The organism is Streptomyces kunmingensis, assembly GCF_039533535.1.
Classification (GTDB): domain Bacteria; phylum Actinomycetota; class Actinomycetes; order Streptomycetales; family Streptomycetaceae; genus Streptomyces; species Streptomyces kunmingensis.
This window is the reverse complement of record NZ_BAAATS010000006.1, coordinates 894,582-921,341: the sequence shown is the minus strand read 5'-3', so window position 1 is coordinate 921,341 and position 26,760 is coordinate 894,582. Positions and strand designations below refer to the sequence as shown.

Genomic DNA, 26,760 nt, shown 5'->3' with positions numbered 1-26,760 from the left:
GCCCAGCAGGATCCAGAGCATCGTCCGGACGTCCGGCGGAAAGTCGATCTCCTCCACCTAACTCTTCCCGCCCTTCGTCGGAAAACCCGTCCGGCCCGCCGATGCGAGTGACGTCAGAATTCCCCGTCACCTTTTTCGCCGGCCATCACACACGTGTCATCGGCCTGTTTCCCCGAACCGGCCGTGCCGCCATCTGAGTTCGACATAATGGAGCCTAGAGAAACCACGGTCGGAGATTCAACGGTTTGCCGCGCCGCTCCCTCGCCATCCGGGCGCTTTGGGATGATCATGGAAAAGAATTAATCTTGGGGACGGTTCCGCATTACCTGAAGTGCACCGCGAAGTTCCGCTCGCGCGAGGGCGCGTAGGATCCGCCTGTCCACGGCGGCCGGACCCTTCTGGGAACGTCTCCTCGGCGACGAGGCTGACGGGGCGCGTGAGCCGGTTTACTGAACGGCCGGGCTCGGTGAGGCTTACTCGGACTGCGGATACGTCGTGGTGCACGAGACTGGGGAGGCTTTCACGATCAAGCAGCTCCGCAGACGCGCGTACCGGCTCATGGAGCTCAATGGTCTGCGCAGGGTGCGTCTCTACGACGCTCGTGCCTCCTGCCTCACCTTTCTGGCCAACAACGGAGTGCCGGATCACATCCTCGCCCGGTGGGCCGGCCACACGAACGTGAAGACCACGAAGAAGTGGTACGTGAAGCCGGACGTGGAAGACCTTCGCGAAGCTGCCATCACTTGGGATGGCCTGCACGGTGAGGCGCAGGGTCGTGTGTGAGTCCGGCGAGGTGTCCGAAGGCTCGTTACTGGGTGCTGATCAGCGGCCCGAGGGGCTCCGCCACATCGTCCCCCCGGGACCGCGCCACATGCTTTGCTGCAAACCCGGAACTGTCAGCGGCTTCGCTGATGGAGGAAGCGGTGCGCCAACGTGAGGGCCGGGTGAAAACGCGGCCAGCATGCTGCGCTGCGTCCGGAGCGGGCTCTGCACGCTGAGAGGCTGGACTTGACTGACGAGGCCGGCGGCAGCGCCCGACGAGCCGGGCTCTGGGTGCGTCGAGCCGTCGGCTTCACCCGGCTGTGTGAGAGTTTGTGAGACGTGAGAAGGTCTGGGGCGTGAGTGAGATGCCGTCGAACACCCTGCAATACCGCTTTGACGGGCCAGAGGAGGCCCCGGTCCTGATCCTCGGTCCCTCACTGGGAACCACCTGGCACATGTGGGACCGGCAGATACCCGAGCTGGCCAAGCAGTGGCGGGTGTTCCGCTTCGACCTGCCCGGCCACGGCGGCGCCCCCGCCCACCCGGTCGGTTCCGTCGCCGAACTCGCGGACCGGCTGCTCGCCACCCTCGACGAGGTGGGCGTCCAGCGCTTCGGGTACGCGGGCTGCTCGCTCGGCGGCGCGATCGGCGCCGAGCTGGCGCTGCGCCACCCGCAGCGCGTCGCCTCCCTCGCCCTGATCGCGGCCTCGCCCCGGTTCGGGACGGCCGACGAGTTCCGCCAGCGCGGCGTCATCGTGCGCAGCAACGGCCTGGACCCCATCGCCCGTACCTCGCCCGAGCGCTGGTTCACGTCCGGTTTCGCCGCCGCGCAGCCGGCGATCACGGACTGGGCCGTGCAGATGGTCCGCACGACGGACCCCGGCTGCTACATAGCGGCCTGCGAGGCGCTGGCCGCCTTCGACATCCGGGCGGAACTGGGCGCGATCGGCGTCCCGACCCTCGTCCTGGTCGGCTCGGAGGACCAGGTCACCGGCCCGGCGCAGGCCCGTACCCTCGTCGCCGGCATCCCGGACGCACGCCTCGCGGTGGTTCCCGGCGCCTCCCACCTGGCCCCGGTCGAGCAGCCCGCAGCCGTCACCGACCTCCTCGTACGCCACTTCTCCTCGGCCTGGATCCCCGCGTACGAGACCGGCCAGCACGCCATCGTGGCCGCCCCCGCCAAGCCGGTCCTCGCGCCGCCGCCCCCGCCGGTCGCCCCCGTGGCGGAGATCGCCGCCGCCGCGCAGCCCGAGGCGGCCGTCCGCCCCGACCCGCACGACGTGGGTCTGAAGGTGCGCCGCGCGGTCCTGGGCGACGCGCACGTGGACCAGGCCCTGGCCACGTCCGACGACTTCTCGGGCGACTTCCAGGAGTTCATCACCCGTTACACGTGGGGCGAGATCTGGAACCGCCCCGGCCTGGACCGCAGGATGCGCTCGAGCGTGGCGCTCACGGCCCTGGTGGTGGGCGGGCACCTCGACGAGCTGGCCGCGCACACCCGGGCGGCCCTGCGCAGCGGCCTCACGGCCGACGAGATCAAGGAAGTCCTGCTCCAGACGGCGGTCTACTGCGGCGTCCCGGCGGCCAGCTCCGCTTTCAAGGTGGCCCAGCAGGTCATCCGCGAGGAGACGACCCCGCAGGAGTGAGCTTCAGCCGGGTGGCCGGAGCACCCGGCTCCGGTTGCCCGCCCGACGGCGCACGGGAGCAGGATGGGACCCATGAAGCTCACGAAGAAGTCCCACTCCTGCGTCCGTCTGGAGAAGGACGGGCAGACCCTGGTCATCGATCCGGGCGGGTTCTCCGAGGAGGACGCGGCCCTCGGCGCCGACGTGATCCTCGTGACGCACGAGCACCCCGACCACTTCGACGAGGCACGGCTGCGCGCCGGGATGGAGGACAATCCCGGCGCGCGGATCTGGACGCTGAAATCGGTCGCGGAGCAGCTCGCCGCCGCGTTCCCGGGCCGCGTCCACACGGTCGGCCACGGCGACACGTTCACCGCGGCCGGCTTCGACGTCCAGGTCCACGGCGAACTGCACGCCGTCATCCACCCGGACATCCCGCGCATCACGAACGTCGGCTACCTCGTCGACGGGGGCACGGTCTTCCACCCCGGCGACGCCCTCACCGTCCCCGACCACCCGGTCGAGACGCTGATGCTGCCGGTCATGGCGCCGTGGAACAAGATCTCCGAGGTCATCGACTACGTACGCGAAGTGAAGCCGAGCCGCGCCTACGACATCCACGACGCGCTCCTGACCGATCTGGCCCGCCCGGTCTACGACCGGCAGATCGGCGGCCTCGGCGGCGCGGAGCACCTGCGCCTGACGCCCGGCGGTTCGGCGCAGCTCTGAACGGCCTCTACCGGGCCAGGAGTTGAAGCACCTCGTCCGTCGTGCCGAGCTCCGCGATCCGCGGGAAGATCTTGCCGAAGGAGTGCTCGTGGGACGCGGCGTCCGTGTCGGTCGTCGCGTCCGTCACGATCACCTGGTGGTAGCTCAGCTCGAACGCGGAGCGCGCGGTCGACTCGACGCCGATCGACGTGGAGATGCCGCCGAGCACGATCTGCGTGACGCCGCGCCGGCGCAGCTGGAGGTCCAGCTCGGTGCCGGTGAACGCGCCCCAGTGCCGCTTGGTGATCACGATGTCGTCGCCCAGCGGGCCGAGCTCGGCCGGGAACTCGGCGAACTCGGCCGGCGGCGCCTGCACGGGACCCGGCGTCTCGGACCGGCTCACCGGCAGGTCGCCGCCGTCGGGCGACCAGGTCACGCGGACCCGCACGACGGGAAGGCCCTTGGCGCGGAAGGCGTCGGCGAGCCGCGCGCCGTTCTTCAGCACGTCGGCCGAGGGGTGCACGGTCGGGAGGCCGAGGATGCCGTTCTGGAGGTCGATGAGGACGAGGGCGGGGCGCTCGTCCAGGGGGGTGCTGATGCTCATGATGAGCAGGCTAACTGTCTGACAGGAAAACTTGCAAGGTTGCCTGTCTATGTCCCGGCGCCGTGAAGGCCCGTTGTCGGACCCGCCGGGTAGGTTGGACGACATGCGCATTGCTACGTGGAACGTGAACTCGATCACCGCGCGCCTCCCGCGCCTCCTTGCCTGGCTGGAGACCAGCGGCACGGACGTGTTGTGCATCCAGGAGACCAAGTGCTCGGCGGAGCAGTTCCCCACGGACGAGCTGCGGGAGCTGGGCTATGAGTCGGCGGTGAACGCGAACGGCAGGTGGAACGGGGTGGCGCTGCTCTCCCGCGTCGGCCTGGAGGACGTCGTCAGGGGCCTGCCCGGCGATCCCGGCTACGAGGGCGTGGAGGAGCCCCGCGCGGTCTCCGCGACCTGCGGCCCGGTCCGCGTCTGGTCGGTCTACGTGCCGAACGGCCGCGAGGTGGACCACCCGCACTACGCGTACAAGCTGCAGTGGTTCGAGGCCCTGAAGGCGGCCGTCGCGGGCGACGCGGCCGGCTCGCGCCCCTTCGCGGTGATGGGGGACTACAACGTGGCCCCGACGGACGACGACGTCTGGGACATCTCCCTCTTCGACGGCGCCACGCACGTCACACCGGGGGAGCGGGCCGCGCTGGCCGCTCTGCGCGAGGCGGGCCTGTCCGATGTCGTCCCGCGCCCCCTCAAGTACGACCACCCGTTCACGTACTGGGACTACCGCCAGCTCGGCTTCCCGAAGAACCGCGGGATGCGCATTGACCTCGTGTACGGGAACGCGGCGTTTGCGGGGGCCGCGAAGGATGCGTATGTCGATCGCGAGGAGCGCAAGGGCAAGGGGGCGTCGGATCACGCCCCCGTGGTGGTGGATCTCGACGTGTAGCGCGACTGCGGGTGCGCGGGGGCTGATCGCGCAGTTCCCCGCGCCCCTGGAGGTCGTGCGTCCGCGGGACGGTGGGGGCTGATCGCGCAGTTCCCCGCGCCCCTGGCGGCATGCGGCTTCGCCGCGCCTTCCCCTGGAGGCAGCGCACGTAGTGCGCACCTCCAGGGGCGCGGGGAACTGCGCGACCAGCCACGACGCACCCGCACGTTCCCACCGGTCCTCACGGAGTCACGGCGCCAGCAGACCCAGGTCGACCGAATCCGCCAGAGCCATCAGCCCCGCATCGCCCGGATGCAGATGATCCCCGCTGTCGAACTCCACCCGCATCCGCTCCGGCCGGGCCGGATCCCGCAGGACCGCGTCAAAATCGAGCACCCCGTCGAACCCCGAACCCGCCCCGCGCACATACGAGTTGACGGCAACCCGCTGCGCGTCGACCGCGGCCGTGCACAGAGACTCCCCCGCACACGGAGTGATCGTCGCCCCGATCACTTTCAGCCCCCGCGCATGCGCCCGCTCCGCGATCTCCCGCAGCCCGGCCACGACCTGCCCCGCGCTCGCGCCCCAGCGCACGTCGTTGACGCCCTGGAACACCACGACGGTCCGGGCGGAGGTCTGCGCGAACACGTCCCGGTCGAGCCGGTGCAGGGCGCTGACCCCGCCCGTGTCCGTGGAGATCCCGTCCCCGGGGTAGCGGTCGGCGACGACCCGGTTCGCCGAGATGCCCTCGTTGAGGACGCCGTACCGTGGCACGCGGGACTGGGCCAGCAGGCGTGAGGCCAGGACGTTCGGCCACCGCCGGTTCGCGTCCCGTGTCGACTTCACGCCATCGGTGATGGAGTCGCCGAGCAGCACCACGGAGCCGGGGCCGCCGCCGACGTCGACGCCGGTGAGCAGCGGCCAGTACGAGAGGGTCGAGGTGTAGGCCGAGCCGGCCGCCTCCGCCGCGTGGTCCCCGGGCCCGCTCACGTACGACGTCTGGATGGCCTGGCTGTGGACGGGCGCCGCGGTCACCGGCTCCGGCAGATGCAGGCTCACCAGGAGGTTGGCGTCGGCGGGCACACGGAAGCCGACGGGATCGCTGAACACCTGCGCGCCCGCCGGGAGTCGGGTCCCGCGCGCGCCCCGGAACGTCAGCGGCACCGGCTTCCCGCGCGCCACCGCCCCGGCCTCCTGCACGGCCACCGACGCGCTCCCGATCCGTACCGGGGTCGACGCGAACGTGTTGTCGAGGCGGATGCGGACCCGCGGCCCGCCCACGCTCGTGTGCACGACGAGCCGCACCGTGCGGTCCGCCCACGGCCCCACCGCCGTATAGCCGGCCGGGGACGCCGCCCACGTCCCCGTCCAGCCGGTCGTCGCCGCGCGCACGGACAGCGCGAACACGTGCAGCGCGGCGCCGCCCGTGGCCCGGGGCAGCTCCACCGACGCGATCCGGTGCCCGGTCCGCACCGGCACCGTCACCACGTACAGCCGCGTCTTCTCCAGGAGTTGGCCGTCCGGCGTGTTGCGGTGCGGCAGCGCGACCGACTTCGTGGCGAGCGGTCCGGTGCGCCAGTCGGGGGCGGTGAGCGTGTACGCCGACCGGGACCCGTCCGCGTAGCGCACGACGCCCGCACCGCGGGCGTCCCCGCCCGTGCCGGCGACGAGGAACGCGAGCGCGTCGCCCCGGCCGGTCACCCGGACCCGCTGCCCGTTCGCCCGTACATTGTCGGGCCCGGCCCCCGCCGAGCGCGGCCAGGTCAGTCGCGCCCTTTCAACTCCGAGCCCGGTGCCCGGTGTCCAGCCCGCGGCCGTCAGGTCCTGTGCGGACAGCGAGCCGCCCGCACCGTCGAAGTCCGCGTCCCCGGGCGAACGGTCGTCGCTGACCGCCCGGTTGTCGAAGAGCCGCTGCAGGGGGAGCGGACCCGGTCGGTGCGGGGCGGCATGGGCCGCCGTGCCAGGGGCGAGCCCCGCGCAGAAGGCCAGTAGGACGGCGGTTCCCCAGGTGCGTCGGCGCACGGCCGGCTCCCTCCGTTTCGCGGCTGGCGTGACAGGTGCGCCATGAAGGTAGGGAGGGGGTGGGAACGCGTCAATGAGGTACGGCCGAATGCGGCGTGAACTCGCCGGGAACGTAGGCCAGCGCGCCTGTGGTGCCAGGGCGCGGCCGGATGCGAGGCTGGACGGTATGAAGATCCCTTTCGTGGATAATTGGCGCAAGAGGCACGGCGCGGCGGCCGTGGCCGTCTTCTCGCCGGACGGTGCCGACGCCGCCGGAGTTGCCGAACTCCTCGCCGAGTGCGAGCTGTTGCGCGCCCAGGCGGAACGGTCCGGGGTCGAACTGGACGACTCCGTACGGTCCTTGGAAGCGCTCGACCAGCTCGTACCGCGCTGGCGGGAGGACGAGGAAGCACTGCTCTGGCTCGGCAACGACGCGGGCCTGTACCTCGGCACCGTCCTGGTGCGCCGGGTACCGGGCGCCGCCTGGGTGATCTGGCCCAACGGACAGCCGGTGGTGCGCCTCGCGTCGGGCCGCGAGATCGACGTGGTGGAGGCCGGGCAGGCCTGGGCGGCGAGCGGCGCCCCCGAGTTGTCCCAGTTCTACGCGGAAGCCGCCGAATCGTAGGCGGCGCGAGCCGAACGCAGTTGAGCCGCAAATACGGTTAATGCCCATAAGTGCGTGTCGTCGTTTAAGTCCCATATCGGCGTGGATAGTTTGCGCGGACCGACACAGCTGAGAGTGGGCAGGTACTGCCATGGCCGTCGATCCGTTGATCGAGCTGCGTGACGTGAACAAGTACTACGGGGAGCTGCATGTCCTCCAGGACATCGATCTCACCGTCGGCAAGGGGGAGGTGGTGGTGGTCATCGGCCCCTCGGGGTCGGGCAAGTCGACGCTCTGCCGGACGATCAACCGGCTGGAGACCATCCGGTCCGGATCCATCCGGCTCGACGGAAAGCCGCTCCCCGAGGAGGGCAGGGCCCTCGCGCAGCTGCGTGCCGAAGTGGGCATGGTCTTCCAGTCCTTCAACCTCTTCGCGCACAAGACGGTCCTGCAGAACGTCTCGCTGGCCCAGGTGAAGGTCAGGAAGCGCAAGAAGAACGAGGCCGACAAGCGCTCCCGCGAACTCCTCGACCGGGTCGGACTCGCCGCCCACGCGGACAAGTTCCCCGCGCAGCTGTCCGGCGGCCAGCAGCAGCGCGTGGCCATCGCCCGCGCCCTGGCCATGGACCCCAAGGCCCTCCTCTTCGACGAGCCGACCTCGGCCCTCGACCCCGAGATGATCAACGAGGTCCTGGAGGTCATGCAGCAACTGGCGCACGACGGCATGACGATGGTCGTCGTCACCCACGAGATGGGCTTCGCCCGCACCGCCGCGGACCGCGTCGTCTTCATGGCCGACGGCAGGGTCGTCGAGGACCGCGCCCCCGAGGACTTCTTCACCCACCCCGAGAGCGAGCGCGCCCGGGACTTCCTCTCCAAGATCCTCAAGCACTGACGGGGGAGTGCAGCACGCATGATGCGCAAGTCGCTACAGCTGCTCGCCGCCCTGGCCGTGACGGCGCTCGCCGCCACCGCCTGCGGCAAGGAAGGCAGCCCGCCCACCAAGGGCCCGTCGGGCGATGAACTCCCTCAGTACGCGGTCGCCCAGGGGTTCTCACTGCCCGGCTCCCGTACGTGGAAGAAGGCCAGGCAGCGCGGACACTTCGTCGTCGGCGCCAAGGAGGACCAGCCCTACCTCGGCGAGAAGAACCCGGCCAACGGCGTCTACTCGGGCTTCGACATCGAGATCGCCAAGATGGTCTCGGCCTCGCTCGGCCTGGACCCCAAGAAGATCACCTTCAAGACGATCGCCTCCGCCAACCGCGAGACGGCCCTGCAGAACGGCCAGATCGACTACTACGTGGGCACCTACACCATCAACGACAACCGCAAGAAGCTCGTCGGCTTCGCCGGGCCCTACTACATGGCCGGCCAGTCCCTGCTCGTCCGCACCGACGAGGACGGCATCAAGGGCCCGGACGACCTCGACGGCAAGCGCGTCTGCTCGGCCGCGGGTTCGACCCCGTACCAGCGCATCCAGGCCGACCACCCGAAGGCCGACCTCGTCGCCTACGACACGTACTCGATCTGCGTCGACAACCTGCTGACCTATCAGGTCTCCGCGGTCACCACCGACGACGCGATCCTGCTCGGCTTCGCCGCCAAGGCTCCGGACGAGATGAAGCTGGCCGGCAAACCCTTCTCCGAGGAGCCCTACGGAATCGGTCTTCCGAAGAGCGATCACGCGCTGCGGTCCGCCATGAACGACGCCCTGGAGGCACGGCAGAAGAACGGGGACTGGAAGCGCGCCTACGAGGTCACGCTCGGCCTGTCCGGCGAGTCCGCCCCGAAGCCGCCCGCCATCGACCGCTACCCGGCGAACTGAGGAGGCGTCCCATGAATGTCCTGACCGACAACTTCCCGACGTACTGGAAGGGCTTCCTCGGTACCGTCGAACTCACCGTCTACGCCTCGATCCTGGCCCTCGTGCTCGGCTTCGTCATGGCGTCCTTCCGCGTCGCGCCCGTCGGCTCCTTCCGCGCCCTGGGCACCGCCTGGGTCACCGTCCTGCGCAACACCCCGCTGACGCTGCTCTTCTTCGCGGTCCTGCTCGGCCTGCCGCGCTTCGGGCTCGTGCTGCCCTTCACCGTCTTCGCGGTGCTCGCGCTCGGCTGCTACACCTCGGCGTTCATCTGCGAGGCGCTGCGCTCCGGCATCAACACCGTGCCGCGAGGGCAGGGAGAGGCGGCCCGCAGCCTCGGCATGACGTTCGGCCAGACGCTGACCAGCGTGATCCTGCCGCAGGCCTTCCGGTCCGTGATCCCGCCCGTCGGCTCCACCCTCATCGCCCTCGCCAAGAACTCGGCGATCGCGGGCGCGTTCAGCGTCGTCGAGCTGCTCGGCACGTACAAGACGCTCAGCGAGCTCGGCTACAACATCATCTGGACGTTCGTCTGGATCGCGCTCGGCTACCTCATCATCACGCTCGCCATCAGCGCCCTCTTCAACATCCTCGAGAAGCGCTGGGGAGTCGCCCGATGAGCCGCCGGATGAAAGCCCTCGACCACGACGCCACCGCGCTCTACGACATCCCCGGCCCGAAGACCGAGCGCCGTCACCGCCTCTACGGGGTCCTCTCCACGCTGCTCGTGCTCGCGCTCGTCGGCTGGGTCCTCTACCTGCTGTTCGACACCGACCAGTTCACGCGCACCAAGTGGATGCCCTTCGAGTACAAGGGCATCCAGGAGCTGCTGCTGCGCGGCCTCGGCAACACGCTGAAGGCCTTCGCCATCGCCGCCGTGCTCTCGCTCGCGCTCGGCACGCTCCTCGCGGTGGGCCGGCTCTCCGACCACAAGCCGGTGCGCCGCCTCGCCACGCTCTTCGTCGAGTTCTTCCGCGCCATGCCGGTCCTCGTGATGATCTTCTTCATCTACGTGGCCCTGAAGATGGAGCCGCTGTCCGCGCTGGTCGCGGGCCTGACCCTCTACAACGGCTCCGTGCTCGCCGAGGTCTTCCGCTCCGGCATCAACGCCGTGGAGCGCGGGCAGCGCGAGGCGGCGTACGCGCTCGGTATGCGCAAGACGCAGGTCATGACGCACGTCCTCGTACCGCAGGCCGTACGGGCCATGCTGCCCGCCATCATCAGCCAGTTGGTGGTGGCTCTGAAGGACACCTCGCTCGGCTATTTGATCACCTATGAGGAGTTCCTCCACGCCGGGAAGCTGATCGCGTCGAACCTCGACTACGATTTGCCCTTCATCCCCGTGGTGATGGTGATCTCGCCGATCTACATCGGGATGTGCATGGTGCTGTCGTGGTTCGCCCAATGGATGTCCAAGCGCCAGCGGCGCAACCCCAAGACGGACGCCGCGGATGTCGCCGCGGCCGAACCAGGGACGCTGCTGCCAGGGATGCAGTAGGCGGAGCATGGGCAGTCCCCGCCCAGCAGCCGGAGATCACTCCGCACGACCGGTGCGAGAGAAGGTCAGCTGCGCGCGGGACGGGACGCGCCTGCTTGCCGAGGCCGAGCGGGCCCTTGTCGCATTCGTACGCGACAGGGGCACCGCTCCCCTTGGTTTCCGGGGCCTATTTCGCGCGGTGCGAGGTGCGCTGGACCGCCGGGGCGGGGAGCGGCGTCTGCGCGGCCCGCGTGACATCGGCCACCAGTTCGACGACATCGGGACCGTAGGCCCCCGAGTTGACGACCTTCAGAAGCAGGACGAACGAGGTGTTGCCGTGCTTGCGGGCGAGGCGCTCGTGGTGCCGGGCCAGATAGCGGGTGGCGGCCTGGTTGGTGATGGGGAGCTGGCCGCAGAAGAGGAACACCGGTCTCGCCTCCTTGGCCTGGCCCGCCGTCAGCCGCGCGAGGACCACGTACTCGGTGACCCCGGGCTCGAGCCGGTAGCGCTCGGAGCCGATCTGAAAGGCACCGCGGTCCGGGCCCGGTTCGGGGTCGGTGTTGACGCGGACGCCGGGCAGCAGGCTCACCATGTGGGCGGCCATCCGCCGGTTCGAGACCGGGCCGCCGACACAGAACTCCGTGCGCTCGCCGAAGCCCTGCTGAGCCGTGTCGTGGGCGACGACCTGGGCGTGCGCGCCGCAGTCCTTGATGAGCGCGGACAGTTCGAGGAGCGCGAAGACGTCGTGGCGCTTCACCGTCAGCTCGGGGCCGCCCGCGTCGCGGTTCACGACCAGCAGCGACTCGGAGTTGTCGGGCAGTCCGAAGAAGGCCTGCTTGCGGCGGAGCCGGCGCTTCCACAGGTAGGTGCGGGCGAGCCAGCCCAGCGAGGCGCTGATGCCCGCCGCGATCAGGCCGAGGACGATGTTGCGCACGTCTTCAGTCATGGGGGCGCACTCTAGCCAACGGACGCACCCATGTTCGAGGGGGTCCTGACGGCTCCCCGAAGTCAAGTTACGCTGCGCGGACGGCTGTTGACCGGAGGTATCGATGAGGCGTTCAGTTGGGCGGAATCTGTCGTTCTGCGCGGTGGCGGTGACCATGGTGGCGGTCGGGGCGGCGGCTCCTCCCTCGGCCGCTTCCGGTAGCCCGGACGGCGGCGCGCACAAGGTCCCGGTCGCCGTCGGGTACGGCGGCGCCGTGGCGAGCGTCGACGCGGACGCCTCGGCGGCGGGCATCGAGGTGCTGCGCGACGGGGGCAACGCGGTGGACGCCGCCGTCGCCACCGCGGCCGCCCTCGGCGTGACCGAGCCGTACTCCTCCGGTGTCGGCGGAGGCGGCTACTTCGTCTACTACGACGCCAAGACCCGCAAGGTCCACACGATCGACGGCCGTGAGACGGCGCCGCTGGCAGCCGGATCCGACCTGTTCCTGGAGAACGGCAAACCGATCCCCTTCGCCGACGCGGTCACCAGCGGCCTGAGCGTCGGCACACCCGGCACCCCGGCCACCTGGCAGTCCGCGCTCGACGCATGGGGCGACCGGCGGCTCGGTACGGTGCTGAAGCCCGCGGAGAAGCTGGCGCGCTCCGGGTTCACCGTCGACGAAACGTTCCGCTCGCAGACCGCATCGAACGAGGCCCGGTTCCGCAACTTCCCCGACACGGCGGAGCTGTTCCTGCCCGGCGGACAGCTGCCGGTCGTCGGCTCGACGTTCAAGAACCCCGACCTGGCCCGTACGTACCAGGAGCTGGCCCGCAAGGGGGTCGGGGCGGTGTACCGCGGCGACATCGGCGCCGACATCGTGCGCACGGCCAACAAGCCGCCTGTTGACCCGAGTTCGGGGTACAACGCGCGGCCCGGGAAGCTGTCGGCGAAGGACCTGAAGGCGTACACCGCCAAGTACCAGGCCCCGTCGAAGACCTCGTACCGCGGACTCGGCGTCTACTCCATGGCGCCGTCCTCCTCCGGCGGTACGACCGTCGGCGAAGCCCTCAACATCCTGGAACGCACCGACCTGTCGAAGGCGTCCGACGTCCGGTACCTGCACCGGTTCATCGAGGCGAGCCGTGTCGCCTTCGCCGACCGGGGCCGCTGGGTCGGCGACCCCGCCTTCGAGGACGTCCCCACCAAGCAGCTCCTCTCGCAGCGGTTCGCCGACTCGCGTGAATGCCTCATCAAGGACGACGCGGTGCTCACCAGCCCGCTGGCGCCCGGCGACCCGAGGCATCCCGGCACCTGCGGCAAGGCGGGTGACAAGGCCGCCCCGACGACGTACGAGGGCGAGAACACCACGCATCTGACCACCGCCGACAAGTGGGGCAACGTCGTCTCCTACACCCTCACCATCGAGCAGACCGGCGGCAGCGGCATCACCGTGCCGGGCCGCGGCTTCCTGCTCAACAACGAGCTGACCGACTTCTCCTTCGCGCCCGCGAGCCCCGACGTGCACGACCCGAACCTGCCCGGTCCGGGCAAGCGGCCGCGGTCGTCCATCGCGCCGACCATCGTGCTCGACAAGGCCGGCAAGCCGGTCGTCGCGGTCGGCTCACCCGGTGGCGCCACCATCATCACCACCGTGTTGCAGACTCTGACCGGGTTCCTCGACCGGGGCCTGCCGCTCGTCGACGCCATCGCCGCACCGCGCGCCAGCCAGCGCAACGCCGCGCAGACCGAGCTCGAACCCGCGCTGTACGACAGCCCGCTGCGCGCGAGGCTGGAGGCCATCGGGCACTCCTTCAAGCTGAATCCGGAGATCGGCGCCGCCACGGGTGTGCAGCGGCTGCCCGGCGGCAAGTGGCTGGCCGCCGCCGAGACCGTACGGCGTGGTGGGGGCTCGGCGATGGTGGTCACCCCAGGCAAGTAGTCCGTCCGACGGAGTCATACGTCCCTGCGGCGCACCACGAACAAGGCGAGCGCGACGGCGATCAGCGGCCAGACGGCGAACACCGCCCAGGCCCCGGCGACCGTCGCGCCGCCGTACGCCTCGGGGCCCCAGCCGTACAGCGTCACCAGGCGCTGCCACGCGCTCTGCACCATCATGTTCCGCACCCGCTCGGCCCATGGCTCGGACGAGCCGAAGAACATCGGCAGCATCAGCAGCACGAACGCGGAGGCCACCATGGTCGTCGCGCCGTGCCGCAGCAGCACGCCGAGGCCGAACCCGATCAGCGCGCTGACCGGCGCGATCAGCGCCGACGCCGCCAGGGCGCGCAGCGCGCCCGGGTCCGTGAGGGACGCGGCCGCGTCCCGGCCGCTCAGGATCGCCTGCGACACCGCGAACGAGCCGAGAGCGCAGAGCAGTCCGACGCCGGACCAGAGCAGAGCGGTCACGGAAGCCTTCGCGAGCATCAGCGCGCGGCGCGCGGGTACGGCGGCCGTCGTGGTCCTGATCAGGCCGCTGCCGTACTCGCTGACGACGACGATCGCGCCGACGCTGCCCGCCGCCAGCATCAGGACGAGGTAGCCCTCGGCGGGGAACGCGTCTCCCAGCGAGAAGGGATGGTCGCGCCGGACGTCCGCGCTGAGCCCGGGGATGTCCTGGTAGTCGCTCCACGCGGCGAGCGCGGCGGTGACCAGCACGGTCAGCGTGACGCACCCGATGATCCAGGGGGTGGAGCGCAGCGAGCGGATCTTGATCCATTCGGCGGCGAGGAGATCGGTGAAGCGGGCACGGTCGACGGCGTTCGCGTTCATCGGGCGGCTCCTGCGGAGGCTTGGCGGTCGGCCGGGTACTCGACCCGATCGGCGGTCAGTTCCATGAAGGCCTCCTCCAACGAGGCCGTCCGGGTGGTCAGTTCACACAGCGGGAAGCGGTGCTCCAGAGCGAGAGCACCGATCCGCTCGGCGGACAGGCCGGTCACCACGAGCCGCTCCCCGCCCTCCGGTACGGCCTCCGCACCCGCCGCGGCCAGCAACCCGGCCAGTTCGGCGGCGCGCGATGTCCCCACCACGACGCTGAGCCGCGCGGCCCGCGCCGCGAACACCCGCAGCGGCTCGGCCGCGACCAGCCGCCCCCGCCCGATCACGACCAACTCATCGGCCGTGGACTCCATCTCGGACATCAGATGGCTCGACAGGAAGACCGTGCGCCCTTCTGCGGCGAGCCGCCGGAACAGCCGCCGCAGCCACAGCACACCCTCGGGGTCCATGCCGTTGAACGGCTCGTCGAACAGCAGCACCGGCGGGTCACCGAGCAGCGCCGTCGCCACACCGAGCCGCTGCTTCATGCCGAGCGAGAAGCCGCCGATGCGCCGCCCGGCCGCCTCGGCGAGACCGACCTCGGCGAGGACGTCGGCGACCCGTCGCGCCGGCAGTCCGTTGGAGCGGGCGAGCGCCGCCAGATGGGCGTGGGCCGTACGCCCGCCGTGCACCTGCTGCGCGTCGAGCAGGGCGCCCGCGTGCCGCAGACCGCGCGGATGCGAGGCGAACGGCACCCCGCCGACGGTCGTGCCGCCCCCGTCCGGCGCGTCCAGGCCGAGGATCACCCGCAGAGTGGTGGACTTGCCCGCCCCGTTCGGCCCGAGGAACCCGGTGACGACACCGGGATTCACGGTGAAGGACAGGCGGTCGACGGCCGTCCTGCGGCCGTACCGCTTCGTGAGTTCGTTGACTTCGATCACGTGAGCCACCGTGCCCGGCAGCCGCGCGGCCGCGCATCGGCCCTCGGGATGCATCCCGAGGGCCGATGTCCCCGCGCACCCGGCCCTCGTACGCTCACCGGTGTGAATGGTGTGAAGGCAAGATCGCGGCCGCGACGGGTCATCGCCTGGAGCGGGCTCGCTCTGTACCCCCTGGCGGGGGCCCTGTGTCTGTTCGGCTCCTCGGAGGTGCTGCCGTCGGTGCGCGCCGTCGGGGTCGCGCTGTCGGCCGTGCTCCTCGTGGGCGTCGCGGCGCGGACGCCGTTGTTCGCACTCGTCGTGGTGCTCCTCGGCACCGTCTTCGCGATCGCACTCCAGCCCTCGCACGGGCCCTGGGACGACTCACGGCAGGTGACGGCGGTGGCGTTCGTCTCGGCGGACGTGGTGCTGGCCCGCCTCGTGGCGACCCGTTCGTCCCCGCAGTGGATCACGGGCATCGCGCTCTCCGTCGTCGCGCAGGCCGCCGCCATCCTCTTCTACGTGCAGCCGCACAACCTGATCGGCTTCGGCGTCGTCGCCCTGCTCGTGCTGCTCGTCGCCTGCATGGTCGGCCTGCTCGCGGGGGAGCGGCGCCGGCACGCGGCGGCCCTGCACGACCAGGCTGTCGCCGAGGCCGTGACCGCCGAACGGCTGCGAATAGCAAGGGAGTTGCACGATCTCGTCTCCCACAGCATGGGCGTCATCGCGATCCAGTCGGGCGTCGCGAGCCGCGTCATCGAGACCCGCCCGAAGGAGGCCCGCGACGCCCTGCGCGCCATCGAGACGACCAGCCGCGAGACCCTCCAGGGGCTGCGCCGCACCCTGGTCGCGCTGCGCAGGGCCGAGCCGGACGAGACGGCGCCGCTCGCTCCCGCCACCGGCCTCGCGGACCTCGACCGGCTCACCGTGAGCACCGCCAGGGACACGGGCGTCCACGTCGAGGTCGTCCACCAAGGCACGCCGCGACCGCTGCCCGCCGACATCGACCTGGCGGCCTACCGCATCGTGCAGGAGTCCCTGACCAACGTGGTCCGGCACGCGGGCACCGACACGTGCCGCGTCCTCCTCTCCTACGCGGACGACGCGCTGGACCTGGAGATCGCGGACGCGGGGACGGCCGCCTCGGCTACCGTGCCCGGTATGGGGATCACGGGGATGGGGGAGCGGGTGAGCCTGCTGCACGGCGAGTTCAGCGCAGGGCCGCGGCCGGAGGGCGGATTCCGGGTGGCGGCGCGGATCCCGCTGCCGGAGGCGGCGCGATGACCGTACGGGTGCTGCTCGTCGACGACCAGCCGCTGGTCCGCTCCGGGCTCAGGGTCCTGATCTCCGACACGGACGACCTGGAGGTCGTCGGCGAGGCGGGCGACGGCGCCGAGGCCGTCGAGCTGACCGCGCGCCTGCGCCCCGATGTGGTCGTGATGGACATCCGGATGCCCGGCACGGACGGCATCGAGGCGACCCGGCAGATCACGGCCGCGGGCACCGGCAGCCGCGTCCTGGTGCTGACCACCTTCGACGAGGACGAGTACGTGTACGGCGCGCTGCGGGCCGGCGCGGGCGGGTTCGCCGTCAAGGACATGCGACTGGAGGACATCCTCGCGGCGGTCCGTGTGGTCGCCGCGGGCGACGCCCTCATCGCCCCCGGCGTCACCCGCCGCCTGATCGCCGACTTCGTCGGCCGCCCTGGGCCCGCCGCGGCCCGCTCGCCACGGTCCGCCGAGGGCATCACGCAGCGGGAGCGCGAGGTGCTGACGCTGATCGGGCTCGGCCGCTCCAACCAGGAGATCGCCCAGGAGCTGGTCATCAGCGTCGCCACCGCCAAGTCCCACGTGGCACGCCTCTTCACCAAGCTCGACGCGCGCGATCGCGTCCAACTGGTCATCACCGCGTACGAGTTGGGGCTCGTGGCGCCGTCCTCCTGAGCCGGCCCGCCAGCTCGGCGCACGCGACGCCGCCGGGCCGGCCCCGGCCGCGGCACACCGGTGCCGTACGCCCATGGGGTGTACGGCGCCCGGTGTGTCGGAGCGCGGATGCGCCGGTGGAGGCCGGGCGGCGGCGACGCTCGCTGGCAGCCCCCACCGCCTCAGGAGGACACCGTGCCCCTCGCCCCCGCCCTGCGCGCCGCCGCCGCGCTCGCTGTCGTGGCCCTGGCCGCCGGCGCGTGCACGGCGTCGGAGCCCACGAACGTTCCCGAGGTGACCGGCGCGTTCGGCGACCGCCCCGAGATCACGATCCCGGACCTGCCGGCCCCCGAGCAGGGCCGGACGACGGTGCTGCGCGAAGGCACGGGGCCCGAGGTGCGTGAGGGGCAGGTCGCCGTCACCGACGTGGAGATGAAGGTCTGGGAGGGCAAGAGGAAGCTCGTGTCGTCCTGGGGTCTGCTCCAGCCGACGACCGTCTCCTTCGGCGGCGAGCGCGTTTTCCGCGGCTGGGGCCAGGCCCTTCTCGGCCGCAAGGGCGGCAGCCGCGTCCTGATGGTCGCCCCGTCGAAGAGCGGCGTCGGCCCGCACGGCAGGGCGCGGGCCGGGGTCGGACCGGGCGACCACATGGTGCTCGTCTTCGACCTGGTCGGCGGCTACGGCGTCGACCAGCGGGTGCCGGAGCGGAAGGCGCCGGGCGTCGGTACCGGGTCCGCGCCGTCGGTGTCGTTCACCGGCCCCAAAGGCACGCCCACTGTGGGGAGGTGGGGCACGGGGACGCCGGACAAGCTCGACGTCCGCGTGCTCGTCGAGGGCAAGGGGCCCGTACTGGGTGACGGGGACGTCGCCGTCGCCCAGTACGGGACGTGGATCTGGGGCCGCGACAAACCACTGCGCCGCACCTACGCGGCCACCGGCCCGAGCGGCATGCTGCTCAGCAAGGACGCCTTGCCGCCCGGGCTCTACGAGGCGTTGAAAGGCACCCGCGTCGGCAGCAGACTGCGGGTCGCCGTGCCCGCGCAGTACCGCAAGGGATTCACAGCGACGAAGGGCGGGATCGCCGCCCCTTCCGAGCATCCGATCTTCTGGGTGATCGACGTCCTCGACCACCAGGACCGCTGAGACAGCCGCCCGCGGAGCCCCAGGACCACCGAAGCCGCACCGGTATTTCTATACGGTATTGGAATGGGTTTCCGGGGTACTCTGGTGGCATGGTGCGAACCCCTTTGACCCCGCAAGAGCGCGAACGTGGCGAGCGTCTCGGCCGGCTGCTGCGCGAGGCGCGGCTCGGGCGCAGCATGACCGAGGTGGCCGCCGCCGCGGGTGTCTCGGTGGAGACGCTGCGCAAGATCGAGACGGGCCGCGCGCCGACGCCGACGTTCTTCACCATCGCCGCCATCGCGCGGGAGCTGGGTCTGTCCATGGACGAGCTGGTGGTCAGCTGCGCCCTGGTGCCCGCCTGAGCGTCCGCGGCACGTGCTTTTGAAGGTACGGGCGGGGAGGTCACCCGCAAGGGTGCGAAACAGAATCGATCCAGCGGGTTGCTGACGATGGTCTTGGCAAGCCTTACGGGTGGGCTTACGTTCGTCCCTCTACGGCCGGGTCTACGGGCGTAGATCCCGAGCCGTGCCGACCGACGAAGGGACACCGCCGCCGTGCTGACCCCCGATCTGCACTCCCGCCACCGCGCCGCTCTGCCGGACTGGCTGGCGCTGTACTACGCCGACCCGATCGAGCTCACCCACGGCGAGGGCCGCCACGTCTGGGACGCCGAGGGAAAGAAGTACCTCGACTTCTTCGGCGGCATCCTCACCACGATGACCGCGCACGCCCTGCCCGAGGTCACCAAGGCGGTGGCCGAACAGGCGGGCCGCGTCATCCACTCCTCCACGCTCTACCTGAACCGCCCGATGGTCGAACTCGCCGAGCGGATCGCCCAGGTCTCGGGCATCCCGGACGCCCGGGTCTTCTTCACCACGTCGGGCACCGAGGCCAACGACGCGGCGCTGCTGCTCGCCACGGCGTACCGCCGCTCGAACCAGGTCCTGGCGATGCGCAACAGCTACCACGGCCGCTCCTTCTCGGCGGTCGGCATCACCGGCAACCGCGGCTGGTCGCCGACGAGCCTGTCCCCGCTGCAGACGCTGTACGTGCACGGCGGCGTCCGCGGCCGGGGCCCGTACGCGCACCTGTCCGACGCCGAGTTCACCGACGCCTGCGTGGCGGACCTGCGGGACATGCTCGGCCAGACGCGCGGCGACGTGGCGGCGCTCATCGCCGAACCCGTCCAGGGAGTCGGCGGCTTCACCTCGCCGCCGGACGGCCTGTACGCGCGCTTCCGCGAGATCCTCCAGGAGCACGGCATCCTGTGGATCACCGACGAGGTCCAGACGGGCTGGGGCCGCACCGGCGACCACTTCTGGGGCTGGCAGGCGCACGCGCAGTCGGGGCCGCCGGACATCCTGACCTTCGCCAAGGGCATCGCCAACGGCATGTCGGTCGGCGGCGTCGTGGCGCGGGCCGAGGTCATGAACTGCCTCGACGCGAACTCGATCTCGACGTTCGGCGGCTCCCCCATCACGATGGCCGCGGGCCTCGCCAACCTCTCCTACCTGCTGGAACACGACCTCCAGGGCAACGCGCGCCGCGTCGGCGGCCTCCTCATCGAGCGGTTGCGGGCGATCGCCGCGCACGCGCCCGGAGTACGGGAGGTACGCGGCCGGGGCCTCATGATCGGCGTCGAACTGGCGAATCCCGCCACGGGCGAGGCGGCGCCGGACGCCGCCACGGCCGTCCTGGAGGCCTGCCGCACCGCCGGCCTCCTCATCGGAAAGGGAGGCGGCCACGACACGAGCGTCCTGCGCATCGCCCCACCGCTGACCCTGACGGTGGCGGAGGCGGAGGAGGGCGCGACGATCCTGGACCGGGCGCTGCGAGAGTTCTCGTAGGGGCGGGCTCCGATGGGCGCAGGGACGTGAGGCCCCGCCAGGGGCGCGGGGAACTGCGCGACCAGCCACGACGGATCCGCGGTCGGCCGACAACCGGGTGCCCCCACGGCGCGTACCCGATCAGGAGAGGACGCCCCATGACCCTCGAGACCGCCCGGGAATACGCCCTGTCGGTACGGCAGATTCTGGCCCTGGACAGAATCGCGGCAGGCGACCCCGAGGTGATCGCGGCGGCGGACCACCTCGACAACCCCGTCAGATGGGTCCACGTAGCGGAGGCGGCAGACGTGGGGGTCATGCTCAGCGGCGGCGAGATGATCCTCACCACCGGCGTGCTGCTCGCGGGCGACGTCCGCGGCCAGACCGCGTACATCGAGTCCCTGTACCGGGCCGAGGCGGCGGCCCTGGTCCTCGGCCTCGGCCGTGCCTTCCCGGCGCCGCCGCAGGACATGCGGCGCGCCGCGGAGCGGTACGGGCTGCCGATGGTCGTGCTCCACCGGCCGTTTCCCTTCGCCGAGTTGACGGAAGAGGTGCAGTCCCGGCTCGTCCGGCGGAAGTACGCCGCGGTCAGCCTCTCCGAGGGGATCCGCACCGCGCTCACCGGACTCATCACCGCAGGTGCCCCGCTGCAGAGCCTGCTCGACGAGATCGCCGCGCACAGCGCCTGCCCGGTCGTCGTCACGAATCTGGCCCACCGTGTCCTCGCCACGGCGGGGGAGCGGCCCGCCGTCGACGACGTGCTGCGCGACTGGGACCGCATCGCCCGGCAGCCGGGCGAGATCGACGGCGAGGGCTGGGTCAGGGCCGGTCTCGGCGGACGCGGCGAACGCTGGGGCTCCGTCGTGCTGTGCGGATACCGCGGCGACGGCGCGTCCGGGCGGCTGCTCGCCGCCCGGGCCGCCGAGGCGCTCGTGCTCCACCGCATGCTGGCCGGTTCCGCCGCGAGCTGGGAGGAGCAGTCCGCGCAGTGCCTCCTCGCCGACCTGGTCTCCGGCGTCGTCCCCGCCCGGCAGCTGCTGCCCAGGGCCAGAGCCGCCGGCCTCCCGGTGAACCTGCGCACCTTCGTCCCGCTCGTCGTACGTGACCTCGAACCGGCTCAAGTGGAGCGCGTACTGCGGCTGTTGGGGCTGTCCGGCCTTATCGCCGAACTCGCCGAGAACGCCACCACCGTCCTCCTCAGTCTCGCCCGCGACCAGGCCGCCGACCCGCTCGCCGCCCACTTCGCGGCCCGCCTGCGCGCCGAGACCGGAGCACGGGCCGTCGTCACCGCCGGGCCCGCCCGCACCGGCTGGGACGACGTGCCCGAGGCGCTGCGCGAGGCGCTGCACGTCGCCGAGGCCGTCGCCGGGGCGCCGCCCGGCCTGCCGGCCGTGGTCCGCCTGCGCGACGTACGGCTGCGCGGTCTGGTGCGGCTCCTGCGTGACGACCCGCGCGTGCAGTCCTTCGCGGAGCGGGAGCTCGACGGGCTGCTGTGCGCCGACGACGCCGAGGCGCTGCTGCCCGTGCTGCGCACCTACCTCGCCACCGGCCGCAACAAGTCCCGTACGGCCCAGCTCCACCACATGAGCCGTCCCGCCCTCTACCGCCGTCTGGAGACCATCGAGACGCTGCTCGGCGTGGCCCTCGACGACTTCGAGCAAGCCGCGTCCGTGCACATCGCCCTCCTCGCGCACGACGCCCAGCGCGGAACGTGACACGGTGGAACGCGGTCGGGCCGGGGACGTGACACGCTGCGACTCGGCCGACGCGGCCGGGATTCCTATCGTCATGGGCACACCGCGCACCCCCCTCAGCCGGAGGTCCCGATGAGCCCCGTGATCCGCGCCGCGATCTTCCAGACCGCCTGGACCGGTGACAAGGAATCCATGATCAAGGTGCACGAACAGGCCGTTCGTGACGCCGCCGCGCAGGGCGCCCAAGTCCTCTGCTTCCAGGAACTGTTCTACGGCCCCTACTTCTGCCAGGTCCAGGACGCGAAGTTCTACGAGTACGCCGAGGCGATCCCGGACGGGCCGATCGTGCGCCGCTTCCAGGACCTCGCCCGCGAGCACGGCATCGTCCTCGTCCTGCCCATGTACGAGGAGGAGCAGCCCGGCGTCCTCTACAACACGGCCGCCGTGATCGACGCCGACGGCAGCTACCTCGGCAAGTACCGCAAGACCCACATCCCCCAAGTCCAGGGATTCTGGGAGAAGTTCTACTTCCGGCCCGGCAACTCCGGCTGGCCCGTCTTCGACACGGCCGTCGGGAAGATCGGCGTCTACATCTGCTACGACCGGCACTTCCCCGAGGGCTGGCGCGCGCTCGGCCTCGAAGGCGCGCAGATCGTCTTCAACCCCTCCGCCACCAGCCGCGGCCTCTCGCGCTACCTGTGGCAGCTGGAGCAGCCGGCCGCCGCCGTCGCCAACGAGTACTTCGTCGGCGCCATCAACCGCGTCGGCGTGGAGGAGTACGGCGACAACGACTTCTACGGCACCTCGTACTTCGTCGACCCCGAGGGGCAGTTCGTGGGCGAGGTGGCCGACGACAAGGCACCCGAACTCGTCGTCCGAGACCTCGACATCGCCAAACTGCGCGAGGTCCGCGACCGCTGGCAGTTCTACCGCGACCGCAACCCGCAGGCTTACGAGCCGCTGACCCGCCCGTAGTTCCGTCCCGCCCCTGGAGGAGAACATGAGCGCCGTCCGTACCGTCATCCGCGGTGGTCTCGTCGTCACCGCCGCCGACGAGATGCACGCCGACGTCCTCGTCGAGGACGGGCGCGTCGTGGCCCTCGCGGCCAGCGGCAGCGACACCGCCGCGTCCTGGACGGACGCGCGCACCCTCGACGCGAGCCGGAAGTACGTCATCCCGGGCGGCGTCGACGGGCACACCCACATGGAGATGCCGTTCGGCGGCACGTTCGCCGCCGACACCTTCGAGACCGGCACCCGCGCCGCTGCCTGGGGCGGCACCACGACGATCGTCGACTTCGCCATCCAGAGCGTCGGGCACACCCTGCGCGAGGGCCTCGACGCCTGGCACGCCAAGGCCGACGGGCAGTGCGCGATCGACTACGGCTTCCACATGATCGTCTCCGATGTGCACGACGAGACGCTCAAGGAGATGGACCTGCTGGTCGGGGAGGGTGTGACCTCCTTCAAGCAGTTCATGGCCTACCCGGGTGTCTTCTACTCAGACGACGGGCAGATCCTGCGCGCCATGCAGCGGGCCGCCGAGAACGGCGGGCTGATCATGATGCACGCCGAGAACGGCATCGCCATCGACGTCCTCGTGCAGCAGGCGCTCGCCCGCGGGGAGACCGACCCCCGCTACCACGGTGAGGTCAGGAAGGCGCTGCTCGAAGCGGAGGCGACACACCGCGCGATCAAGCTGGCGCAGGTCGCCGGGGCGCCGCTGTACGTCGTGCACGTCTCCGCGCAGGAGGCCCTCGCCGAGCTGGCGCGCGCCCGCGACGAGGGCCTGCCGGTCTTCGGCGAGACCTGCCCGCAGTACCTGTTCCTGTCGACGGACAACCTCGCCGAGCCGGACTTCGAGGGCGCGAAGTACGTGTGCTCGACCCCGCTGCGGCCCAGGGACCACCAGGCGGCGCTCTGGCGCGGCCTGCGCACGAACGATCTGCAAGTCGTCTCCACCGACCACTGCCCGTTCTGCTTCACGGGTCAGAAAGAACTCGGGCGCGGCGACTTCTCGAAGATCCCGAACGGGATGCCCGGCGTGGAGAACCGGATGGACCTCCTCCACCAGGCCGTCGTCGACGGGCACATCACGCGCCGCCGCTGGATCGAGATCGCGTGCGCGACCCCGGCCCGGATGTTCGGCCTGTACCCGAAGAAGGGGACCATCGCGCCGGGCGCGGACGCCGACATCGTCATCTACGACCCGGCCGCCGAGCAGACCATCAGCGCGGCGACCCACCACATGAACGTCGACTACTCCGCGTACGAGGGCAAGCGGCTGACCGGACGGGTGGAGACGGTCCTCTCTCGCGGTGAACTCGTCGTCAGTGAAGGGGAGTTCACGGGGCGTGCCGGGCACGGTGCGTACACCCCGCGCGGCACGTGTCAGTACCTGAACTGAAGAACCGAGCTAAGGGGCCCTCATGGATTTCGGACTCGTCCTGCAGACCGACCCGCCGGCCTCGGGGGTCGTGGAGTTGATGAAGCGCGCGGAGGGGGCCGGGTTCACGCACGGGTGGACGTTCGACTCGTGCGTGCTGTGGCAGGAGCCGTTCGTCATCTACAGCCGCATCCTCGCCGAGACGGACCGGCTGATCGTCGGGCCGATGGTGACCAACCCGGGGACCCGCACCTGGGAGGTCACCGCCTCGACCTTCGCGACGCTCAACGACATGTACGGCAACCGCACCGTGTGCGGCATCGGGCGCGGCGACTCCGCGATGCGGGTCGCCGGGCGCAAGCCGAACACCCTCGCCCGGATCAGCGACGCGATGAAGGTGATCCGGGCGCTCGGCCGGGGCGACGAGGCGGACCTCGGCGGCGGCTCGGTGGTCCGCTTCCCGTGGGTGCGGGACGGCGCCGAACTGCCCGTCTGGATGGCCGCCTACGGGCCCAGGGCCCTGAAGATGACCGGTGAGGAGGCCGACGGCTTCATCCTCCAGCTGGCCGATCCGTTCCTGACGGAGTGGATGGTGAAGGCCGTACGCGACGCGGCGGTGGCGGCGGGCCGGGACCCGGCCGACGTGAAGATCTGCGTGGCGGCGCCCGCGTACGTCACGGAGGACGACTCGCCGCAGGCCCTCGCGCACGCCCGTGAACAGTGCCGCTGGTTCGGCGGCATGGTCGGCAACCACGTCGCGGACCTGGTGTCCAAGTACGGCGCGCACTCCGGGATGGTCCCCGACGAGCTGACGGAGTACATCAAGGCGCGCGAGGGGTACGACTACGCGCACCACGGCCGCTCCGGCAACCCGGACACGGCGTTCGTGCCGGACGAGATCGTGGACCGCTTCTGCCTGATCGGCCCGGCGTCGGCACACGTCGAAAAGCTGCGTGCGCTACGGGAGTTGGGCGTCGACCAGTTCGCGGTGTACGCCATGCACGACGCGAAGGAGGCGGTGATCGACCGGTACGGCCGGGACGTGATCCCAGTGCTCGACGCCTGAACGGTTTCGTAGAACGGACTGCCCATGACCGACACCGCCCCGCCCGTCCGCGCGGCCGACCTGGGGGCCGACGCCTTCCCGGGGAGCAGCCGCTACGCCAACGAGGATCTGCGCCCCGTTCCGCTCGCCGAGCGCCGCTGGACCACGTACAACTTCGTGGCTCTGTGGATCGGCATGGCCCACTGCATCCCGTCCTGGACGCTGGCCTCGGGCCTGGTCGCGCTCGGCATGGACTGGAAGCAGGCGGTGCTCACCATCGCCCTGGCCAATGTGATCGTGCTGCTTCCGATGCTGCTCACGGGGCACGCCGGGCCGAAGTACGGCATACCCTTCCCGGTCCTGGCCCGTGCCTCGTTCGGGATACGCGGGGCGAATCTGCCCGCGATGGTACGGGCTGCGGTGGCCTGCTGCTGGTTCGGCATCCAGACGTGGATCGGCGGCCAGGGCATCTTCGTACTCCTGGGGAAGATCTTCGGGGGCTGGGCGGACGCGGCGAAGATCGGCGGCTATCCGTGGACGCTGTGGCTGTGCTTCGTCGTCTTCTGGGTGCTCGAACTCGCCATCATCTACCGGGGGATGGACACCCTGCGCCGGTTCGAGAACTGGGCGGCGCCGTTCGTGCTCGTCGGCGCGTTCGTGCTGCTGATCTGGATCGCGAACAAGGCGGGCGGCTTCGGGCCGCTGCTGCACGAGCCGTCGAAGGTCGGCTGGGGCGCGGACTTCTGGAAGGTCTTCTTCCCCGGCCTGATGGGCATGATCGGCTTCTGGTCGACGCTGTCGCTGAACATTCCGGACTTCACCCGCTTCGGCAAGGGGCAGCGGGCGCAGGTGTGGGGGCAGACGCTCGGCCTGCCCACGACCATGACCCTGTTCGCGCTGATGTCGGTCCTGGTGACGGCCGGCTCGGAAAAGGTGTACGGCGTGGCGATCTGGGACCCGGTCGCGCTGGCCGGCAAGACAGACAGCGTCTTCGGGCTGCTGTTCGCGCTGGTCACGGTGTTCGTGGCGACGATCTCGGTGAACATCGCGGCGAACGTCGTCTCTCCCGCGTACGACCTCGCGAACCTGGCCCCGAAGCTGATCACCTTCCGTACGGGCGCGATCATCACGGGCATCGTCGGGGTGCTGGTCATGCCGTGGAAACTGACGTCGACGCCCGAGCTGTACATCTTCACGTGGCTGGGTGTGGTCGGCGGCCTGCTCGGGACCGTCGCCGGGATTCTGATCGCGGACTACTGGATCATCCGCCGCACTGTGCTGCACCTGGCGGACCTGTACGTGGCCGGGGGCCGGTACTGGTACTCGGGCGGCTGGAACTGGCGGGCCGTCGTCGCGTTCCTGCTTGGCGGGGTGCTCGCGGTCGGCGGTTCGTACTCGACGCTCGACGCCGACGGGAACAAGGCGGGCCCGTTCCCGGTGGACGGCATCATCCCGCTCCTGAAGCCGCTCGCGGACTACGGGTGGGCGGTGGGGCTCGGCACGTCGCTGCTCGTGTACGTGGGGCTGATGTCCGTCAGGCCGCCACGGCGCTGAGTTTCCCGGTATGCCGCGGTCTGTCAGGTCGACACGGCGGGTCGTGCGCTGACGCGGTCCCGCGAGCGGTACTGCACGTTTCCCTCACGAATCCCCAGGACGCGTTCCATTGAC

Annotated in this window: 25 protein-coding genes; 20 read left to right on the top strand and 5 right to left on the bottom strand. The window is 70.9% G+C overall.

Annotation, left to right across the window (positions count from 1 at the left end; genetic code table 11):
- Positions 1-495 precede the first annotated feature (495 nt).
- The 3 genes from ABD366_RS12150 to ABD366_RS12140 all read left to right on the top strand — a co-directional run bounded on the left by ABD366_RS12150 (position 496) and on the right by ABD366_RS12140 (position 3,116).
- Positions 496-783: a tyrosine-type recombinase/integrase gene (locus tag ABD366_RS12150; protein WP_324771886.1), complete on the top strand. Its 288-nt coding sequence runs from the start codon at positions 496-498 to the stop codon at positions 781-783.
- Positions 784-1,127: 344 nt separating this feature from the next.
- The gene (pcaDC, locus tag ABD366_RS12145; protein ID WP_411293793.1) at positions 1,128-2,408 is read left to right on the top strand and encodes a bifunctional 3-oxoadipate enol-lactonase/4-carboxymuconolactone decarboxylase PcaDC; all 1,281 of its coding nucleotides are present in this window, start codon (positions 1,128-1,130) and stop codon (positions 2,406-2,408) included.
- Positions 2,409-2,480: 72 nt separating this feature from the next.
- The gene (locus tag ABD366_RS12140; RefSeq protein ID WP_324771888.1) at positions 2,481-3,116 is read left to right on the top strand and encodes an MBL fold metallo-hydrolase; all 636 of its coding nucleotides are present in this window, start codon (positions 2,481-2,483) and stop codon (positions 3,114-3,116) included.
- Between the two features lie 7 nt (positions 3,117-3,123).
- Here ABD366_RS12140 and ABD366_RS12135 read toward each other — a convergent pair whose 3' ends face one another.
- Positions 3,124-3,699, bottom strand: coding sequence for an isochorismatase family protein (locus tag ABD366_RS12135; protein ID WP_324771889.1), 576 nt, complete (start codon positions 3,697-3,699; stop codon positions 3,124-3,126).
- A gap of 103 nt (positions 3,700-3,802) precedes the next feature.
- On the opposite strand from ABD366_RS12135, the gene ABD366_RS12130 reads away from it, so the two are divergent.
- Positions 3,803-4,582 (top strand): exodeoxyribonuclease III, encoded by a 780-nt coding sequence (locus ABD366_RS12130; protein WP_324771890.1) that lies wholly within the window; start codon positions 3,803-3,805, stop codon positions 4,580-4,582.
- 228 nt (positions 4,583-4,810) lie between these two features.
- Here the strand turns inward: ABD366_RS12130 and ABD366_RS12125 are convergent, their stop codons facing one another.
- Positions 4,811-6,583, bottom strand: a complete 1,773-nt coding sequence (locus ABD366_RS12125) for an SGNH/GDSL hydrolase family protein (RefSeq protein ID WP_324771891.1) — start codon at positions 6,581-6,583, stop codon at positions 4,811-4,813.
- Positions 6,584-6,749: 166 nt separating this feature from the next.
- Between ABD366_RS12125 and ABD366_RS12120 the strand changes: the two genes are divergently transcribed.
- The 5 genes from ABD366_RS12120 (at position 6,750) to ABD366_RS12100 (ending at position 10,525) form a co-directional block, all read left to right on the top strand.
- Positions 6,750-7,187 (top strand): DUF6278 family protein, encoded by a 438-nt coding sequence (locus ABD366_RS12120; RefSeq protein ID WP_324771892.1) that lies wholly within the window; start codon positions 6,750-6,752, stop codon positions 7,185-7,187.
- 130 nt (positions 7,188-7,317) lie between these two features.
- On the top strand, positions 7,318-8,061 hold the full coding sequence (locus ABD366_RS12115) for an amino acid ABC transporter ATP-binding protein (RefSeq protein WP_324771893.1): 744 nt from the start codon (positions 7,318-7,320) through the stop codon (positions 8,059-8,061).
- Between the two features lie 18 nt (positions 8,062-8,079).
- Positions 8,080-8,991 carry a glutamate ABC transporter substrate-binding protein gene (locus ABD366_RS12110; protein WP_324771894.1) on the top strand — a complete coding sequence of 304 codons (912 nt, stop codon included), beginning with the start codon at positions 8,080-8,082 and terminating at the stop codon, positions 8,989-8,991.
- Positions 8,992-9,002: 11 nt separating this feature from the next.
- Positions 9,003-9,647, top strand: a complete 645-nt coding sequence (locus ABD366_RS12105) for an amino acid ABC transporter permease (protein ID WP_324771895.1) — start codon at positions 9,003-9,005, stop codon at positions 9,645-9,647.
- Positions 9,644-10,525, top strand: a complete 882-nt coding sequence (locus ABD366_RS12100) for an amino acid ABC transporter permease (protein WP_324771896.1) — start codon at positions 9,644-9,646, stop codon at positions 10,523-10,525. The genes ABD366_RS12105 and ABD366_RS12100 overlap by 4 nt, the downstream gene beginning before the upstream one ends.
- 166 nt (positions 10,526-10,691) lie before the next feature.
- Here the strand turns inward: ABD366_RS12100 and ABD366_RS12095 are convergent, their stop codons facing one another.
- Entirely contained in the window at positions 10,692-11,450 is a 759-nt protein-coding gene (locus ABD366_RS12095; protein ID WP_324771897.1) for a hypothetical protein, read from the bottom strand.
- A gap of 103 nt (positions 11,451-11,553) precedes the next feature.
- Here ABD366_RS12095 and ggt point away from each other — a divergent pair, with 103 nt between their 5' ends.
- A complete protein-coding gene (gene ggt / locus ABD366_RS12090) occupies positions 11,554-13,368 on the top strand; it encodes a gamma-glutamyltransferase (RefSeq protein WP_324771898.1) in 1,815 nt (604 codons plus the stop codon).
- Positions 13,369-13,382: 14 nt separating this feature from the next.
- Here ggt and ABD366_RS12085 read toward each other — a convergent pair whose 3' ends face one another.
- A complete protein-coding gene (locus ABD366_RS12085) occupies positions 13,383-14,198 on the bottom strand; it encodes an ABC transporter permease (RefSeq protein ID WP_324771899.1) in 816 nt (271 codons plus the stop codon).
- Positions 14,195-15,124 carry an ATP-binding cassette domain-containing protein gene (locus ABD366_RS12080; RefSeq protein ID WP_324771900.1) on the bottom strand — a complete coding sequence of 310 codons (930 nt, stop codon included), beginning with the start codon at positions 15,122-15,124 and terminating at the stop codon, positions 14,195-14,197. The genes ABD366_RS12085 and ABD366_RS12080 overlap by 4 nt, the downstream gene beginning before the upstream one ends.
- A 102-nt stretch (positions 15,125-15,226) precedes the next feature.
- On the opposite strand from ABD366_RS12080, the gene ABD366_RS12075 reads away from it, so the two are divergent.
- From ABD366_RS12075 to ABD366_RS12030, 10 genes are all read left to right on the top strand, one after another.
- On the top strand, positions 15,227-16,384 hold the full coding sequence (locus tag ABD366_RS12075; protein ID WP_324771901.1) for a sensor histidine kinase: 1,158 nt from the start codon (positions 15,227-15,229) through the stop codon (positions 16,382-16,384).
- Entirely contained in the window at positions 16,381-17,043 is a 663-nt protein-coding gene (locus ABD366_RS12070; protein ID WP_324771902.1) for a response regulator transcription factor, read from the top strand. Before ABD366_RS12075 ends, ABD366_RS12070 begins: the two co-directional genes overlap by 4 nt.
- Before the next feature lie 174 nt (positions 17,044-17,217).
- Positions 17,218-18,162: an FKBP-type peptidyl-prolyl cis-trans isomerase gene (locus ABD366_RS12065; RefSeq protein WP_324771903.1), complete on the top strand. Its 945-nt coding sequence runs from the start codon at positions 17,218-17,220 to the stop codon at positions 18,160-18,162.
- An 89-nt stretch (positions 18,163-18,251) separates the two neighbouring features.
- Entirely contained in the window at positions 18,252-18,503 is a 252-nt protein-coding gene (locus tag ABD366_RS12060) for a helix-turn-helix domain-containing protein (RefSeq protein ID WP_324771904.1), read from the top strand.
- A 195-nt stretch (positions 18,504-18,698) separates the two neighbouring features.
- A complete protein-coding gene (locus ABD366_RS12055) occupies positions 18,699-19,988 on the top strand; it encodes an aspartate aminotransferase family protein (RefSeq protein ID WP_324771934.1) in 1,290 nt (429 codons plus the stop codon).
- A 137-nt stretch (positions 19,989-20,125) separates the two neighbouring features.
- Positions 20,126-21,682, top strand: a complete 1,557-nt coding sequence (locus ABD366_RS12050; protein ID WP_324771905.1) for a PucR family transcriptional regulator — start codon at positions 20,126-20,128, stop codon at positions 21,680-21,682.
- Between the two features lie 111 nt (positions 21,683-21,793).
- A complete protein-coding gene (locus tag ABD366_RS12045; protein WP_324771906.1) occupies positions 21,794-22,636 on the top strand; it encodes a nitrilase-related carbon-nitrogen hydrolase in 843 nt (280 codons plus the stop codon).
- A 25-nt stretch (positions 22,637-22,661) separates the two neighbouring features.
- A complete protein-coding gene (gene hydA, locus ABD366_RS12040; protein WP_324771907.1) occupies positions 22,662-24,068 on the top strand; it encodes a dihydropyrimidinase in 1,407 nt (468 codons plus the stop codon).
- A gap of 22 nt (positions 24,069-24,090) precedes the next feature.
- Entirely contained in the window at positions 24,091-25,113 is a 1,023-nt protein-coding gene (locus tag ABD366_RS12035; RefSeq protein WP_324771908.1) for a TIGR03842 family LLM class F420-dependent oxidoreductase, read from the top strand.
- Positions 25,114-25,137: 24 nt separating this feature from the next.
- Positions 25,138-26,646 carry an NCS1 family nucleobase:cation symporter-1 gene (locus ABD366_RS12030; protein WP_324771909.1) on the top strand — a complete coding sequence of 503 codons (1,509 nt, stop codon included), beginning with the start codon at positions 25,138-25,140 and terminating at the stop codon, positions 26,644-26,646.
- The last annotated feature ends 114 nt before the right edge of the window (positions 26,647-26,760 follow it).